13 protein-coding genes are annotated in these 15436 nt (G+C 59.1%); 5 read left to right on the top strand and 8 right to left on the bottom strand.

Annotation, left to right across the window (positions count from 1 at the left end):
- The first annotated feature begins 298 nt into the window (after window positions 1-298).
- On the top strand, window positions 299-1927 hold the full coding sequence (locus KHQ23_RS22260) for a long-chain fatty acid--CoA ligase (protein WP_032434322.1): 1629 nt from the start codon (window positions 299-301) through the stop codon (window positions 1925-1927).
- The gene (locus KHQ23_RS22255) at window positions 1924-3648 is read left to right on the top strand and encodes an aldehyde dehydrogenase family protein (RefSeq protein ID WP_032434324.1); all 1725 of its coding nucleotides are present in this window, start codon (window positions 1924-1926) and stop codon (window positions 3646-3648) included. The genes KHQ23_RS22260 and KHQ23_RS22255 overlap by 4 nt, the downstream gene beginning before the upstream one ends.
- Window positions 3649-3694: 46 nt before the next feature.
- Here the strand turns inward: KHQ23_RS22255 and potD are convergent, their stop codons facing one another.
- The 4 genes from potD to potA are packed head-to-tail and all read right to left on the bottom strand — an operon-like array spanning window position 3695 to window position 7497.
- The gene (gene potD / locus KHQ23_RS22250; RefSeq protein ID WP_032434326.1) at window positions 3695-4741 is read right to left on the bottom strand and encodes a spermidine/putrescine ABC transporter substrate-binding protein PotD; all 1047 of its coding nucleotides are present in this window, start codon (window positions 4739-4741) and stop codon (window positions 3695-3697) included.
- Window positions 4738-5523, bottom strand: coding sequence for a spermidine/putrescine ABC transporter permease PotC (potC, locus tag KHQ23_RS22245; protein ID WP_004150813.1), 786 nt, complete (start codon window positions 5521-5523; stop codon window positions 4738-4740). Before potC ends, potD begins: the two co-directional genes overlap by 4 nt.
- On the bottom strand, window positions 5520-6377 hold the full coding sequence (potB, locus tag KHQ23_RS22240; protein ID WP_032434327.1) for a spermidine/putrescine ABC transporter permease PotB: 858 nt from the start codon (window positions 6375-6377) through the stop codon (window positions 5520-5522). Before potB ends, potC begins: the two co-directional genes overlap by 4 nt.
- Window positions 6361-7497, bottom strand: coding sequence for a spermidine/putrescine ABC transporter ATP-binding protein PotA (gene potA / locus KHQ23_RS22235; protein ID WP_004147966.1), 1137 nt, complete (start codon window positions 7495-7497; stop codon window positions 6361-6363). The genes potB and potA overlap by 17 nt, the downstream gene beginning before the upstream one ends.
- Window positions 7498-7755: 258 nt before the next feature.
- Between potA and pepT the strand changes: the two genes are divergently transcribed.
- Complete coding sequence (gene pepT / locus KHQ23_RS22230) at window positions 7756-8988, top strand: peptidase T (RefSeq protein WP_004150810.1); 1233 nt, start codon at window positions 7756-7758, stop codon at window positions 8986-8988.
- Between the two features lie 139 nt (window positions 8989-9127).
- On the opposite strand, the gene KHQ23_RS22225 is transcribed toward pepT, so the two are convergent.
- The 3 genes from KHQ23_RS22225 to phoP all read right to left on the bottom strand — a co-directional run bounded on the left by KHQ23_RS22225 (window position 9128) and on the right by phoP (window position 12472).
- Window positions 9128-10249: a cupin domain-containing protein gene (locus KHQ23_RS22225; protein ID WP_032434329.1), complete on the bottom strand. Its 1122-nt coding sequence runs from the start codon at window positions 10247-10249 to the stop codon at window positions 9128-9130.
- 85 nt (window positions 10250-10334) lie between these two features.
- Window positions 10335-11801, bottom strand: coding sequence for a two-component system sensor histidine kinase PhoQ (gene phoQ / locus KHQ23_RS22220; protein ID WP_004147969.1), 1467 nt, complete (start codon window positions 11799-11801; stop codon window positions 10335-10337).
- Window positions 11801-12472 carry a two-component system response regulator PhoP gene (phoP, locus tag KHQ23_RS22215; protein WP_004150807.1) on the bottom strand — a complete coding sequence of 224 codons (672 nt, stop codon included), beginning with the start codon at window positions 12470-12472 and terminating at the stop codon, window positions 11801-11803. Before phoP ends, phoQ begins: the two co-directional genes overlap by 1 nt.
- 283 nt (window positions 12473-12755) lie before the next feature.
- On the opposite strand from phoP, the gene KHQ23_RS22210 reads away from it, so the two are divergent.
- Both KHQ23_RS22210 and KHQ23_RS22205 read left to right on the top strand, forming a co-directional pair.
- Window positions 12756-13562: an AraC family transcriptional regulator gene (locus KHQ23_RS22210; protein ID WP_015958192.1), complete on the top strand. Its 807-nt coding sequence runs from the start codon at window positions 12756-12758 to the stop codon at window positions 13560-13562.
- 83 nt (window positions 13563-13645) lie between these two features.
- Window positions 13646-14008 (top strand): cupin domain-containing protein, encoded by a 363-nt coding sequence (locus KHQ23_RS22205; protein WP_015958193.1) that lies wholly within the window; start codon window positions 13646-13648, stop codon window positions 14006-14008.
- Window positions 14009-14062: 54 nt separating this feature from the next.
- On the opposite strand, the gene purB is transcribed toward KHQ23_RS22205, so the two are convergent.
- Window positions 14063-15433, bottom strand: coding sequence for an adenylosuccinate lyase (gene purB, locus KHQ23_RS22200; RefSeq protein WP_004150804.1), 1371 nt, complete (start codon window positions 15431-15433; stop codon window positions 14063-14065).
- Between the last annotated feature and the right edge of the window lie 3 nt (window positions 15434-15436).

The raw sequence follows: 15436 nt of genomic DNA, 5'->3' as shown, positions 1-15436 counted from the left end.
GTTCGAGGAGTTCGGCTTCACCGTCGATAACGTGGTTGCTAAAGCGAAAGCGCTGCTGTAAATCCCCACCGCTATCGCCCGGCCCGAAGTCGGGCGATACGCTCTCTGAGTAATGATCTTCCGGTCATGAGTTTGTCTTTTCCTTTCTGAACCATTTCCCACTCTATTTTGTGCGTGACCGCTGATTTCTGTACGTTTTTTTGTGCAGACCGGCAAATGTAGACCAGATTCAATAGGCGCCCGCACGATCGCGCCGCGCCCCTCGATTCCGCCGGACGTCTGTAAAGGAGACCCCGCCATGCCGTCACCGATGATTTATCAGGATCTCACCACTGCCGCGCTGCTCGGCCATGCGGCGCAGTATCACAGCGAGACCGAGATTGTCTCGGTGAGTACTGGCGGTGAGAAGGAGCGCAGCTGCTGGGGGGAGGTGGCCAGCCGTGCTCAGCTGCTGGCATCGGCGCTGGCGTCGCTGGGGCTGCCGCCGGGCGCCCGCTGCGCCACGCTGGCATGGAACAACCGCCGCCATCTGGAGATCTATTTTGCCGTCGCCTCCGGCGGCTGGGTGACGCACACCGTCAATCCGCGGCTGTCGGTTGACCATCTGCGGTATATCCTCAACGACGCTGCCGATGAAGTGCTGTTTTTTGACCAGACCTTTTTGCCGCTGGTAGCGCAGCTGCTGCCGCAGCTGCCGACGGTGAAACACGTCGTGCTGATGGAGTCCCGCAGCGAAGCGGCGCTCAGCCAGCTGCCCTCATTGCTGTTTTATGACGATCTGTTGCAGCAGGGGATGGCAGACTATCGCTGGCCGCAGCTCAATGAACTGACTCCGGCTTCGCTCTGTTATACCTCGGGAACCACCGGCCGGCCGAAAGGGGTATTGAACACCCATCGTTCGCTGGTCCTGCACGCCCTGAGCGGCAACCAGCCGGACGCCGCCGGCATATCGGCGAAGGACAGCCTGTTGCCGGTGGTGCCGATGTTCCATGTCAACGCGTGGGGGACGCCGTTTATCGCCGCCATGGTCGGCGCGCGGCTGGTGCTGCCGGGGCCGCACCTCGATGGCGACAGCCTGCTGCAGCTGCTGGCCGCCGAGAAGGTGACGGTGGGGTTTGGCGTGCCGGTGATCTGGGCCGGCTTGCTGGCGGCGATGCGCCGGACAGAGGTCCGGCTGCCTGAATTTAAACGTGCGCTGGTCGGCGGCTCCGCGCTGCCGCCGTCGATGGCCGAGGCCTTTCAGCGTGATTACGGCATTGCGCTGACCCACGCCTGGGGAATGACCGAAACATCGCCCATCGGCACCATCAACACACCGTTGAGCAAACATGACGCGCTCCCGGCACAGGAGCAGCAAAAGCAGCGCGCCGGTCAGGGGCGGCCCATTTTCGGCATCGAACTGCAGGTGGTGGACGTGGATGGCGAACCGTTGCCCCGGGATGGTCAAAGCCAGGGGTATCTGCAGGTCAGAGGGCACTGGGTGGTAGAGCAATACTATGGTCAGGACGCGAGCGCCCTGACCGCGGCAGGCTGGTTTGATACCGGTGATATCGGTACGCTCGACGCCAATGGTTATCTGGTGATCAGCGATCGGGCAAAGGATATTATCAAGTCCGGTGGCGAGTGGATCTCCACCGTTGAGCTGGAGAATATCGCCATCGCGCATCCGGGGGTGCGCAGCGCGGCGGCCATCGCCGCCCGCCATCCGCGCTGGGACGAGCGGCCGGTGCTGCTGTGCGTCCGTGCGGAAGGGGGCGAAGTGGAGGAGACCGATCTGCTGAGCTGGTTTGAGAAGCGGGTGCCTAAATGGCAGATCCCGGACCGGGTGATATTTGTCGATGCGCTGCCGGTCAGCGCCACGGGTAAGGTGCTCAAAAATCAGCTGCGCCAGGCCTACGGAGAGATTTTAATGAGTGAGGGAAAATGAGCCATGCGCGACCCGGTCTGACGACCTGTTCTCAGTATGATGCGGCCCTGCACGCCTTGTCGGCGGCGCGCCAGCGCTGGGCGGAAACCTCAGTGAACCGTCGTCTGGCGCTCCTGCGCCAGATCAAGGATGCCCTGGCCGGCATTGCCCCGGCGTGGGTGGCCGCGGCAGCGGCGGCCAAAGGGCTGCCGGCGGGCGATCCGCTGGCGGGGGAAGAGTGGCTGGCGGGCCCCTGCGCGCTAATGGTCGGCTGCAACGGGCTTATCGCCACCCTGGAGCAACTGGAGGAGAAGACCTTTCTGCGGCGGATCCCACTGCGGACGCTGGCGGACGGCCGCCTGGCGCTGCGGGTGGTGCCCGGCACGCTCTGGGATCGGCTGCTTCTGTCTGGTGTTCTCGCTGAGATATGGATGCAGCCAGGCGTCACCCGGGCCCATCTCGACCGCTATGCGGCGCGGGCATACGACATCCCGCCTGCCGCGCGGCAGGGCAAGCTGGCGCTGGTGCTTGGCGCCGGCAATGTGGCCTCGATTGCGCCACTGGATGTGCTACACAAGCTGTTTATTGAGAATCAGGTCTGCCTGCTGAAGCTCAATCCGGTGAATGATTATCTGCACGATCTGCTGGCCCAGGCCCTGGCGCCGGTGATTGCCATGGATGCGCTCCGCATCGTCACCGGCGACGCCCGGGCGGGAGCGTGGCTGACTACCCATCCCGCTGTCGATGAGATCCATATCACTGGCTCCCGCGAGACCCATGACGTCATCGTCTGGGGCGAGGGTGAGACGGCTCGCCAGCGTCGGGCCGCCGGGACGCCGCTGAACCCGCGTCGGGTGACCTCGGAGCTGGGCGGCGTCAGCCCCACCATTATCGTACCCGGGCCGTGGAGCGAGGCGGACATCGCTTTTCAGGCGCAGCAGCTGGCGACGCAGAAGATGAACAACGGCGGGTTTAACTGCGTGGCCAGCCAGGTGCTGATCCTGCAGCAAGGCTGGGAGCCTGCGACGGCCTTGCTGAATCAGCTGTACCGACTGATCGCCGCGAATACCCGCCCGGACTACTACCCCGGCGCTGAAAACCGGCTGACCGACTTTCGCCTGCGCGCCCGTCAGCCGCTGGAGATAGCCCGCGGTGACGCGCTGCCGTTGATTGTGGCGAATACCGACGATGATCCCGGGTTCTGCCAGCAGGAGGTCTTTGGCCCGGGGCTGTCGGTCACCCGTCTTGAGGCCGATAGTGCGGAAAGCTTTCTGCGCCAGGCGATCGGCTATGCGAATCAGCGGCTGCAGGGCACGCTGGGGGCCAATATTGTGATCCACCCGCGCACCCGCAAAGCGATTGGACGTAAGCGTTTTAATGCGCTGATCGCCGAGCTGCGCTACGGCACGGTGGCGATCAACTGCTGGAGCGGGGTGGCCTTCCTGTTAGCCCCTTGCCCGTGGGGGGCGTTTCCCGGCCACACGCTCGACGATATTCAGAGCGGGCGGGGCAAGGTGCATAACAGCTTTATGCTGGAGAAAACCGAGCGCACGGTGATTGAGGCGCCGTTTCGGCCGTTTCCGCGTAGTCTTTGGCATGGCGAACTGACGCTGATGCCCCTGCCGCCCTGGTTCATCACCCACCGGGGGCAGGAAGCGGTGGCGCAGCGGCTGGTGGATTTTTACCATCGGCCGCGCTGGCGCAAATTGCCGGCGCTCCTCTGGCGCGCGCTGCGGGGCTAAGGTGAGAGCAAAAAAAAGGGCGGAACCGCGGTTCCGCCCTGCGGGATTAACGGCCCGCTTTCAGCTTCTGGTAATACTCTTCATAAATGGCGCTGGCGCTGCCGACGTCATTCTGCCATTCGCCTTTCTCAATGGTTGCGGCGTCCGGATAGAGCGATTTATCGTTGGCCACTGCCGGGCTGAGCATCTTGCGCGCCGCAAGGTTCGGCGTCGGATAACCGATGGTTTCAGCGACCTGTTTGGCGACATCCGGGCGCAGCAGGAAGTTAATCAGCTTCAGCGCGCCGTCGACGTTTTTGGCGTTCGCCGGGATCGACAGGCTGTCCATCCAGAAGATGCCGCCCTCTTTCGGCCAGATCACTTCCAGCGGAGTACCTGCCTGGCGGGCGACGTAAGCCGAGCCGTTCCATACCATCCCGAGGTTCACTTCGCCTTCCATATACGGGTTCGCCGGGTTATCAGAGTTAAACGCTGCGACGTTGGGCATCAGCTTTTTCAGCTCGTTATAGGCGGCTTCAATCTCTTTCGGGTCGGTGGTGTTGCCGGAATAGCCCAGCTTACGCAGCGCCATCTGGAACACTTCGCGCGCGTCGTCGGTCAGCAGCAGGCTGCTTTTGTATTCCGGCTTCCACAGGTCGGCCCAACTGGTGATAGTTTTCGGGTCAATCGCCTCGCTGTTGACGCCGATGGTCGTCGCCCCCCAGATATAGGGGATGGAGTAGTCGTTATTCGGATCGAACGGTTTATTCAGCATCTGCGGATCGAGGTTGCTGAAGTTAGTCAGCTTGCTCTTATCGATCTTCTGCAGCATGCCTTCTTTGCGCATCTTGTCGACAAAGTAGGTCGACGGGACGACCAGGTCGTACGCGCCGTCTTTATAGGTTTTGAGCTTGGCGTACATGGTTTCGTTCGACTCGTAGGTCGAATAGATAACCTTGATGCCGGTCTCTTTGGTGAACTGCTCCAGCAGGCCCGGCGGCACATACTCGGTCCAGTTATAGAAATAGAGCGTTTTGCTATCGTCCGCGTGCGCAGCGCCCATGCCGATTGCCAGAGCGCTCGCCGCGAGCAGGTGGCGTGACCATTTTTTCATTTTAACGTCCCCTGAGTTTTATCACGTGCAATTAACTGACTGGCGATGACCATCACCAGCGACAGAACCAACAAAATCGTGGCCAGGGCGTTCACCTCTGGCGAAACGCCAACCTTGACCATCGAATAGATCTTCAGTGGCAGGATTTCATACCCCGGACCGGTCACGAACGAGGAGACTACCACGTCATCCATCGACAGGGTGAAGCTCAGCAACCACCCAGCGGCTACCGCCGGCAGGGCCAGCGGCAGGATAATTTTGCGCAGGATGGTCATCTCGCTGGCGCCCAGATCTTTCGCCGCCTCCAGCATCCGCACGTCAAAGCCTTTCAGGCGGGAGTAAACGGTGACCACCACAAACGGCAGGCAGAAGGTGATATGCGAAAACAGCAGCGACCAGAAACCAAGCTGGACGCCGATCAGCATAAACAGCACCAGCAGAGAGATGGCCATCACAATATCTGGCGACATCATCACCACAAACAGCATGCCGCTGACAAACGGTTTGCCGCGAAAGCGGTAACGGTACAGCGCCACGGCGGTCAGCGAGCCGATAAGGGTGGCGAAGGTCGCCGACAGCACCGCCATGGTCAGCGAGTGCTGGGCGGCCTGCAGCAGGCTATCGTTGTTCATCAGCAGGCTATACCAGTCGGTGGTGAACCCCTGCCAGTTGATGCCGAAGCGCGACCGGTTAAACGAGTTAACGATCAGAATAATAATAGGGATGTAGAGATACGCGTAGATGGCGGTCATAAAGCCGCCGCGCAGCAGTCGACCGATCATTCCAGCTCCACCTTTTTATTCAGCAGGCGCGCCGCGCGCCAGTAAATCAACAGCATCAGGCCCATCACCAGGGTTAAGGTAATGCTGGTTGCCGCGCCGAACGGCCAGTCACGGATATTGAGGAACTGGCTTTTGATCACGTTGCCGATCAGCAGGTTCTTGGCGCCGCCCATCAGGTCGGAAACGTAGAACAACCCCATCGCCGGCAGCATCACCAGCAGACAGCCGGCGATGATCCCCGGCATGGTCAGCGGGATGATAATGCGGATAAAGGTCTGCAGCTTGCTGGCGCCGAGATCTTTCGCCGCTTCCAGCAGCGGGCGATCCAGTTTCTCAATGCTGGAGTAGAGCGGCATCACCATAAACGGCAGCAGGATGTACACCAGGCCGATGGTCACCGCCGAGGGGGTGAACATAATGCGTATCGGGGTGTCGATCACCCCCAGCCACAGCAGAAACTCGTTCAGGTAACCTTTAGTGCTGAGGAAAATCTTCAGCCCGTAGATGCGGATCAACGAGTTGGTCCAAAAAGGGACGATCAGCAGGAACAGCAGCAGGGGCCGTACCTTCTGCGGCAGCCGGGCGAGGAACCACGCAAACGGATAGCCAAGCGCCAGGCAGGCGAGGGTCGCCAGCAGCGCCATGTTTAGCGAATGCAGCAGAACGTCATAATAGAGCGGATCCAGTAGCCGCGAATAGTTATCCAGCGTGAAGACCAGTTTGACGAAGTTGGCATCGTCGCGGGTCAAAAAGCTGGTGGCGATGATCATCAGGTTGGGCAGGAAGACAAACAGCACCAGCCAACCGACGATAGTGGCGATCACCACATTCTGGAATTTACTGGTGTTCTTCATCGGCCAGCACCACCTCCCAGCTTTCCACCCAATTGATAGACATTTTCTGGTCAAGAGAGTGGTCGAAATCCGGGTCGTCTTCGTTAAAGAACTCGCTGACCATCACCATTTTGCCGTTCTCCAGTTCCACCACCGACTCCAGAGTCATGCCTTTATAGTTGCGCTCGCGGACATAGCCGATCAGGCCGTCGGCGTCGCTGTTATGGTGGATCTCGTCGACGCGCAGATCTTCCGGGCGCAGCAGGACATGCAGACGCTGGCCGGCCTCCACGGCAAAATTGACGGTGATGTTGCATTCCCGTCCTTCAACGCGGGCGCGCACGCGCTGTTCGTCGAGACGTTCAATTACCGTGGCGTCAAAGATATTGATCTCGCCGATAAAGCTGGCGACAAACAGGTTCTTCGGCTCTTCGTAGATCTCTCGCGGGGTGCCGTCCTGTTCGATTTTGCCATCACGCATCACCACGATGCGATCGGACATGGTCAGAGCCTCTTCCTGATCGTGGGTGACGAAGACGAAGGTGATCCCGAGCTTACGCTGCAGCGCTTTCAGTTCGTTCTGCATCTGCTTGCGCAGCTTGTAATCCAGTGCCGAAAGAGACTCATCGAGCAGCAGCAGACGCGGTTTGTTGACCACCGCGCGGGCGATGGCCACGCGCTGCTGCTGGCCGCCGGAGAGCTGGTGCGGTTTGCGCTGGGCAAACGCCTCCAGCTGCACCATCTTTAAGGCATCCATCACCCGTGGGGTGATTTCCGCCGCCGGTGTTTTCTGCATCCGCAGGCCAAAGGCGACGTTCTCGAACACCGTCATATGCGGAAACAGGGCGTAGCTTTGGAATACGGTATTGACGTGGCGGTTTTCCGCCGGAACATGAGTGATATCGTGATCTTCGAGATGGATCCGTCCGCTGTCGACGTTTTCCAGGCCGGCAATAAGGCGCAGAACGGTGGTTTTACCGCAGCCAGAGGGGCCAAGCAGAGTGAGAAACTCACCATTGTTGATGGTCAGGTTAAGGTTGTCGATGACCGTTTTACCATCAAAGCTCTTGCGAATTCCCGCCAGATGCACCAGCGGCGAACGCGAACGCGGTTGTATATTCAATTTTTGACTCTGTCCCATGTAGACGCAACGGCAAATTTCCGGCCGCTGCGGGGTTTGTGATTAACCACCTTTGGGGTTGCACGTTTTTAATAAGGGCCAGCATTCTACGGCAAACGAGGGTAATCGCCAATCCTTGATACGCCCGCATAGTCTACCTTTACACCATAACGTCGGTTCCGTTATTAAATTTCGCTTTACGGGCTAAAAATGACCTGACGCAATATTTGTCTTTTCTGGCTTATGAATAATGTTGTCACAAAAGAAGAGGGTGGCTACATGGATAAATTGCTTGAGCGTTTTTTGCAGTACGTTTCTTTGGACACGCAGTCAAAGCCTGGCGTTCGTCAGGTCCCCAGCACGGAAGGGCAGTGGAAGCTGTTACGCCTGTTGCAGGCGCAGCTGGAAGAAATGGGACTGGTCAAGGTAACGCTGAGTGAAAAAGGGACGGTAATGGGAACTTTGCCCGCTAACGTTGAGGGCGATATCCCGGCCATCGGTTTTATCTCCCACGTCGACACCTCCCCGGATTTCAGTGGTAAAAACGTTAATCCGCAGATTGTTGAAAACTATCGCGGCGGCGATATCGCGCTGGGTATCGGCGATGAGGTGCTCTCCCCGGTGATGTTCCCGGTTCTGCATCAGCTTTTGGGACAGACGCTGATCACCACCGACGGGAAAACGCTGCTCGGGGCGGACGACAAAGCCGGCATTGCCGAAATTATGACCGCGCTGGCGACCCTGCAGGCGAAAAATATTCCTCATGGCGATATCCGCGTGGCCTTCACCCCTGATGAAGAGGTGGGTAAAGGGGCGAAGCATTTCGACGTCGAAGCCTTTGACGCCCGCTGGGCCTATACCGTCGACGGCGGCGGGGTCGGCGAACTGGAGTTTGAAAACTTCAACGCCGCCTCGGTGACGATAAAAATTGTCGGTAATAACGTGCACCCCGGCACCGCGAAAGGGGTGATGGTCAACGCGCTGTCGCTGGCCGCGCGCATTCATGCCGAAGTACCGGCCGATGAAGCGCCGGAGACCACTGAAGGCTATGAAGGTTTTTATCACCTCACCAGCATGAAAGGCAGCGTCGATCGGGCCGAGATGCATTACATCATCCGCGATTTTGACCGTAAGCACTTCGAGGCGCGCAAGCGCAAGATGATGGAGATCGCCAAAAAGGTCGGCAAGGGACTGCACCCGGACTGTTATATTGAGCTGGTGATCGAGGACAGTTATTACAATATGCATGAGCAGGTGATCGCCCATCCGCACGTGGTCGATATTGCCCGCCAGGCGATGGTGGACTGCGATATTGAACCGCAGATGAAACCGATCCGCGGCGGCACCGACGGCGCGCAGCTCTCATTTATGGGACTGCCGTGCCCAAACCTGTTTACCGGTGGCTACAACTATCACGGCAAACATGAGTTTGTCACCCTGGAAGGAATGGAGAAAGCGGTGCAGGTGATCGTGCGTATCGCCGAGCTGACGGCGGCACGCAAAGGGCATTAATCTTCTCAGGCGGCCCGGTAAGGCCGCGTGTCGGACAAGATGCCGGATGGCGGCTTCGCCTTATCCGGCCTACGGTCCAGCCGGTGAGCGCGGAACCCGTAGGCCCGGCAAGCGCAGCGCCGCCGGGCAGGATGATGGCTCAGTCGCCAAAGAACCAGTAACCGCTGTTGACCAGCGCTGCCAGCATGGCGAGGAAAGAAGGATCTTCCAGCGCATCGCCAAAATGGTCGGCGCGCAGCGTCAGATGGGTGGCTAAGGCGTCCAGCGCCGGACGGTGCGGGGAGTTGATCTTCTCGCCGTTAACGAATACCTCGCCGTCAATGCGCAGCACCCGCAGGCCGCCCAGGCGTTCCAGGGTATCGCCCTGCTGCAGGGCATCGTAAATCTCATCTGGCTGATACGGCGGCTCTGGCGGCGCGACGTCGAGCTCATGACGCGACTGGGTGATAAACTCGCCGAACCACTGCTTAAAGTGCTCCGGTTGGTTTATCAGACCCAGCATCATCTCGCGCAGGCGGTCGAGTTCGGTCGGTAAAATATCCGCCGGATGGTCGCGGTACGGCACGTCCGGATCGGCGTAGCGCTGGCTGCCCAGTTCGCGCTGGAGGACATAGTCGGCAAAGCCGCTAAACAGCTCGCGGGCATTCGGCGCGCGATAGCCGACCGAATAGTTAAGCGAGTTTTCCAGCGAATAACCCTCATGCGGGAATCCCGGCGGAATATAGAGAATATCGCCCGGCTCCATCTCTTCATCGATGATCGCCTCGAAGGGGTCAACCTGCAGCAGGTCCGGATGCGGGCAGTGCTGTTTCATCGGCACCTTTTCCCCAACGCGCCAGCGCCGACGGCCGGTGCCCTGAATGATAAACACATCATACTGATCCAGATGCGGGCCGACGCCGCCTCCCGGCACCGAGAAGGAGATCATCAGGTCGTCGATACGCCAGTCCGGCAGGGCACGGAACGGATGCATCAGCGCTGCGGACGGTTCATGCCAGTGGTTAACCGCCTGCACCAGCAGGGACCAGTTGTTTTCGCTCAGGTGATCGTAGCTTTCGAAAGGACCGTGACTGACCTGCCATTTTCCATCCTGATGGCTGACAAGGCGGCTATCGACCTCGCTCTCCATGGCCAGTCCTGCCAGTTCGTCCGGGCTTAGGGGGTCGATAAAATTGGCGAAGCCGCGCTTCAATACCACCGGCCGTTTTTGCCAGTAGCGTTCGATAAAGTCGGGCCAGTTAAGCGTTAATTGATAATCCATATTGATATTCCACTGCAGGTGTCTGACAGGGATTATAACGGATGCGGCGCCCTGGCGATGCAGGCGCCGTGAAAAATCTCAACGATTAACTCTGTTTATCTTCCATCTGCTGGCGGCCAAACACCACCTCCATGCAGGCGCCGCCGAGCAGGCTTTCCCCGGCGATGATCTCTCCATCATATTGTTCGACAATTTCACGCGCAACGGAGAGCCCTACCCCCTGGCCGGGACGCAGGGTATCAGCCCGCTGGCCGCGGTCGAAAACGGCCCGGCGCTGGCTCTGCGGGATCCCCGGCCCATCGTCTTCCACCAGGATGTGCAGATGGCTGTCGGTGGTCTGGCGCACGGAAACTTCCACGAACTCCAGACAATACTTACAGGCGTTATCAAGAACGTTACCCATCACTTCCATAAAATCGTTCTGCTCGCCGACAAAAGTGATCTCCGGCGAGATGTCGAGCGAGATATTGACCCCTTTGCGCTGATAGACCTTGTTGAGAGCGGAAGTCAGGCTGTCAAGCAGGGGGGCGATCGGGTGTAATTCCCGGCTCAAGAGGGTGCCGCCGCTGCGCATGCTGGCGCGATGCAGGTAATAACCAATCTGCTGCGAGATGCGGCTTATCTGCTCCAGCATCACCGGCTCCGCCTCGTCGACGCTGATCTTCTCGCCGCGCAGCGAGCGCAGTGTACTCTGCATCACCGCCAGCGGCGTTTTCAGACTGTGAGTGAGATCGGTGAGGGTAGTGCGGTATTTGTCATAGCGTTCGCGCTCGCTGCGAACCAGGCGGTTGAGGTTGCTGACCAGCCGGGTCAGCTCGCGAGTGGTGTTGGGATTGAGCTTTTCGCGGTGATGTTCCTCCAGTTCGCGCACCTCTTTGGCCAGCGACTCAATGGGCCGCAGGCTCCACCAGGCGGCGACCCACAGCAGGGGGATCACCAGCAGCAGGTTGGCGGCCAGCACATAGACAAACCAGCTCCACACCATATAGCTGCGCTTGAGCTCCACCGGAATGGTGTCGACCACCACAATGCTGAGCTGAGGCATTTTGCTGGTGGCCGGGTAGAGGTTGATCGCCACCGAGTGGGTCATCTCAGAGTCGTCGCCCTGTTCGCGGATAGCGTCCAGCTGTTCCTGAATCTCATGGTTATTGCGCAACAGCATACTGCTGCTGTCGACATCGGCTTCAATCTCATGGAAGCCATTGCGTTTCAGCCATTCCGGTTGAATGCGTTTCGCCAGCCAGGGAACATCACGCTGCGCCCACAGCAGTTTGCCCTGCTCATCGTAGATAAGGGTCACCGTCGGGCTTTCCATATTCAGGTTTTCCGGGATGTCGACGTCAATAGCGCCGTTTTCCCATCTCGCCAGCATATAAAAGAGATTGCTCTCGCCGCGCAGCAGGCGAAAGGTGGTTTTATCGAAGCTAACGCTATAGCCCACCAGGGCCACCATGCCGTAGGCCAGGGAGAGGACCAGCACCACCCCGGCGGTCGCCAGCAGGAAGCGAACCCGTAATGACAGCGGGAAGATATGCCGCAACAGTCCCTTCATCAGCGCAATTCGAACAGATAGCCCTGGCCGCGCACCGTGGTGATGACGTCCTGTGGGTATTCAGCCTGAATTTTCTTGCGCAGCCGACCCATCAGCACGTCGATGGTGTGGCTTTCTCGCAGTTCGGCATCCGGGTAAAGCTGGAGCATCAGCGAATCTTTGCTGACCACTTTGCCGCGGTTACGGATCAGGGTTTCCATAATGGTATATTCAAAGGCGGTCAGCTTGATCGGCTGGTCATTCACCGACAGCTCGCGCCGGGAGAGGTCGACCTGGAACGGCGGCAGGGAGATCACCTGCGAGGCCAGACCGCTGTTACGGCGCAGCAGCGCCTGCATGCGGGCGGCAACCTCTTCAATATGGAAAGGCTTGGTGACGTAATCATCCGCCCCGGCGCTCAGCACTTCCACTTTATCCTGCCATCCTTCGCGGGCGGTCAGCACCAGCACCGGCAGCGACACGTCATGGCTGCGCCAGCGGCGGATCAGTGATAAACCGTCTTCATCCGGCAGGCCGAGATCGACGATGGCGATATCCGGGAGATGTTCGCCCAGATAGTAGTCCGCTTCCCTGGCATCTTCCGCCGCATCGACCTGATGGCCCAGCTCCTGCAGCTGAACTTTGAGGTGGTGACGCAGCAGGGCATTATCCTCAACCACGAGTACGCGCATGGCTGTTCTCCCTAGCATTTTCGATAGTAGTCTGAAGCTCATTATATACGCAAAATATAAACGGCTGTTAAATAAAGCTTTTTATAAAAAGGGCCCCTGGTGCCCCCGGGCTGGCCAGCATTCTGCGGCGCCCTTTGCGCATACTGCATGGAACTCCTTCATTCTATGCGTAATTTCAGTAAACGCCCAGCGGCAGGATGCGAACGGCGAGCGGGTTGGTGATGTTAATTTTTTGTGTAATAGTGCTGGAATCACCCCTCAAGAACGTCGCAGGTTATCCATTATGTCTCAGCAGCAGAGCGCGGACTGGGTCAGGCTGGCGCAATCGCCCAGCCGGACGGAACGCATCGAAGCCTTCTTCGGCGGCCACGGCTACGAACCGCACCGGCATGATACCTACGCCATCGGCCAGACGATCGCCGGCGTGCAGAGCTTTCACTATCGCGGCGGACTCCAGCACAGCCTGCCCGGCGGAACGATGGTGCTTCATCCGGACGAAATACACGATGGCGAGGCGGGCACCGAGGCGGGGTTTCACTACCGTATGGTTTATATCGAACCGGCGCTGATCCAGAAGATACTCGGCGGCAGGCCGCTACCGTTTATCCCCGACGGCTTGTCGGCGGATCCACGGCTACGTCACGCCGCGCAGCCGCTGTTGAAAGCGGTCACGGATACCTTCGAGCCGCTGGAGGAAGAGGATGCTCTGTACGACCTGGCGCAGACCCTGGCCGTTGTCGGCGGCCAACGTTCCCGTCGCCAGGCGTTTGATTATCAGGCGGCGGAGAGGGCCCGGGAGTATATTCATGCCTGTTTTATGCAGGATATGACCCTCGACACCCTGTCGCAGGTCAGCGGCCGGGACCGCTGGAGCCTGAGCCGGGATTTCAGAACGCTGTACGGCACCAGCCCGTGGCGTTACGTCATGATGCGTCGGCTCGATTTTTGCCGCCAGCGGATGCGCGCCGGGGAACGTCTGGTGGATATTGCCGCCGACGCGGGCTTTGCCGACCAGAGCCACATGACGCGCCAGTTTATCAGCCGCTTTGGCCTCTCTCCGGGGCGCTGGCTGCGGGCGATCCGCGGATAAGGCGGCGCAGGTTGCACAATCGTTCAAGCGTCAACGCGGCGAGGCGAACTATGCTGACTGCCTTTATCACAAGGAGACAGCCCATGTATCAACTCGTTAATCTTGCTCATAAATTTTCCCTGTTCAGCGAACAATGGCAGCCCAAAGTGGTGGCTGAAATGAACGACTATCAGTTCAAGGTCGTGCGCATCGCCGGCGACTTTATCTGGCACAGCCACCCGGAAACCGATGAGACATTGATGGTGGTGGAGGGGGTATTGCGCGTGGACTTCCGCGACGGGCATGTGCTGGTGAAGGCCGGGGAGATGATCGTCGTGCCGCGCGGGGTGGAACATAAGACCTCGGCGGAGACGGAAGCGAAGCTGATGCTGATTGAGCCGCGCGGGGTGTTGAATACCGGCCACGAGGGCGGCGAGCGGACGGCGGTGAACGACGTTTGGATCTGATCGCTTTCCGGCGATAAAACGCCCCTCTTTCCGGCGGAAAGAGGGGCAGGGCGATTACTTCAGCTCGTCAACCATGGTGGTTGCCCGACCGATATAGTTGGCCGGGGTCATCGCTTTGAGACGCACTTTTTCCTCTTCCGGCAGGGCGAGGCTGTCAATAAACTGCTTCATCCCTTCCGCGTCCACGCGTTTGCCGCGGGTCAGCTCTTTCAGCTTCTCGTAAGGTTTTTCGATACCGTAACGACGCATCACGGTCTGGATCGGCTCAGCCAGTACTTCCCAGTTGTGATCCAGTTCGTCCAGCAGGCGATCCTGGTTCAGCTCCAGCTTGCTGATCCCTTTGAGGGTGGACTGATAGGCGATCAGCGCATAGCCGATGCCCACGCCGAGGTTACGCAGAACGGTGGAGTCGGTCAGGTCGCGCTGCCAGCGGGAAACCGGCAGTTTGCTGGCCAGGTGCTGCATGACCGCATTGGCCAGGCCGAGATTGCCTTCGGAGTTTTCGAAGTCAATCGGGTTCACCTTGTGCGGCATGGTGGAGGAGCCGATTTCCCCGGCGATGGTCTTCTGTTTGAAGTGGTTGAGCGCGATGTAGCCCCACACGTCGCGATCGAAGTCGATCAGAATGGTGTTGAAGCGCGCGATGCAGTCAAACAGCTCAGCGATATAGTCATGCGGCTCGATCTGCGTGGTGTACGGGTTCCACTGAATACCCAGCGAGGTAACGAACTCTTCGCTGAACTGATGCCAGTCGACTTCCGGGTAGGCGGCGATGTGGGCGTTGTAGTTACCCACCGCGCCGTTGATTTTACCGAGGATTTCCACCTGGTTCAGCTGACGATACTGCCGCTCCATACGGTAGGCGACGTTCGCCATCTCTTTACCCATGGTGGACGGCGTTGCCGGCTGGCCGTGGGTACGGGAGAGCAGCGGCACATCGCGGTACTGGGTCGCCAGATCTTTTACCGCGTCAATCAGCTTGCGCCAGTAAGGCAGAACCACTTCGTCGCGGGCGGTTTTCAGCATCAGCGCGTGGGAGAGGTTATTAATGTCTTCAGACGTACAGGCGAAGTGAATAAACTCTGATACCGCATGCAGCTCGGCGATGTCAGCGACTTTTTCTTTCAGGAAATACTCTACCGCTTTCACGTCGTGGTTAGTGGTGCGCTCGATGGTTTTGATGCGCTCCGCGTCTTCAACGCTGAAATCGGCGACGATTTTATCAAGGAAACCGTTTGCGTCGGCAGCAAAAGCAGGAACTTCCTTGATCGCTGCGTGGGCGGCCAGTTTTTGCAGCCAACGTACTTCCACCTGAACGCGGAATTTCAGCAAACCGAATTCGCTGAAGATACCGCGCAGCGCGCTGACTTTATCGCCGTAGCGGCCGTCTACAGGGGAAACGGCGGTCAGTGAGGATAATTCCATAGA

It is taken from the genome of Klebsiella sp. 64 (assembly GCF_018223915.1).
In the GTDB taxonomy this organism is placed as follows: domain Bacteria; phylum Pseudomonadota; class Gammaproteobacteria; order Enterobacterales; family Enterobacteriaceae; genus Klebsiella; species Klebsiella pneumoniae.
This window is presented reverse-complemented; position numbering and strand designations above follow the sequence as displayed.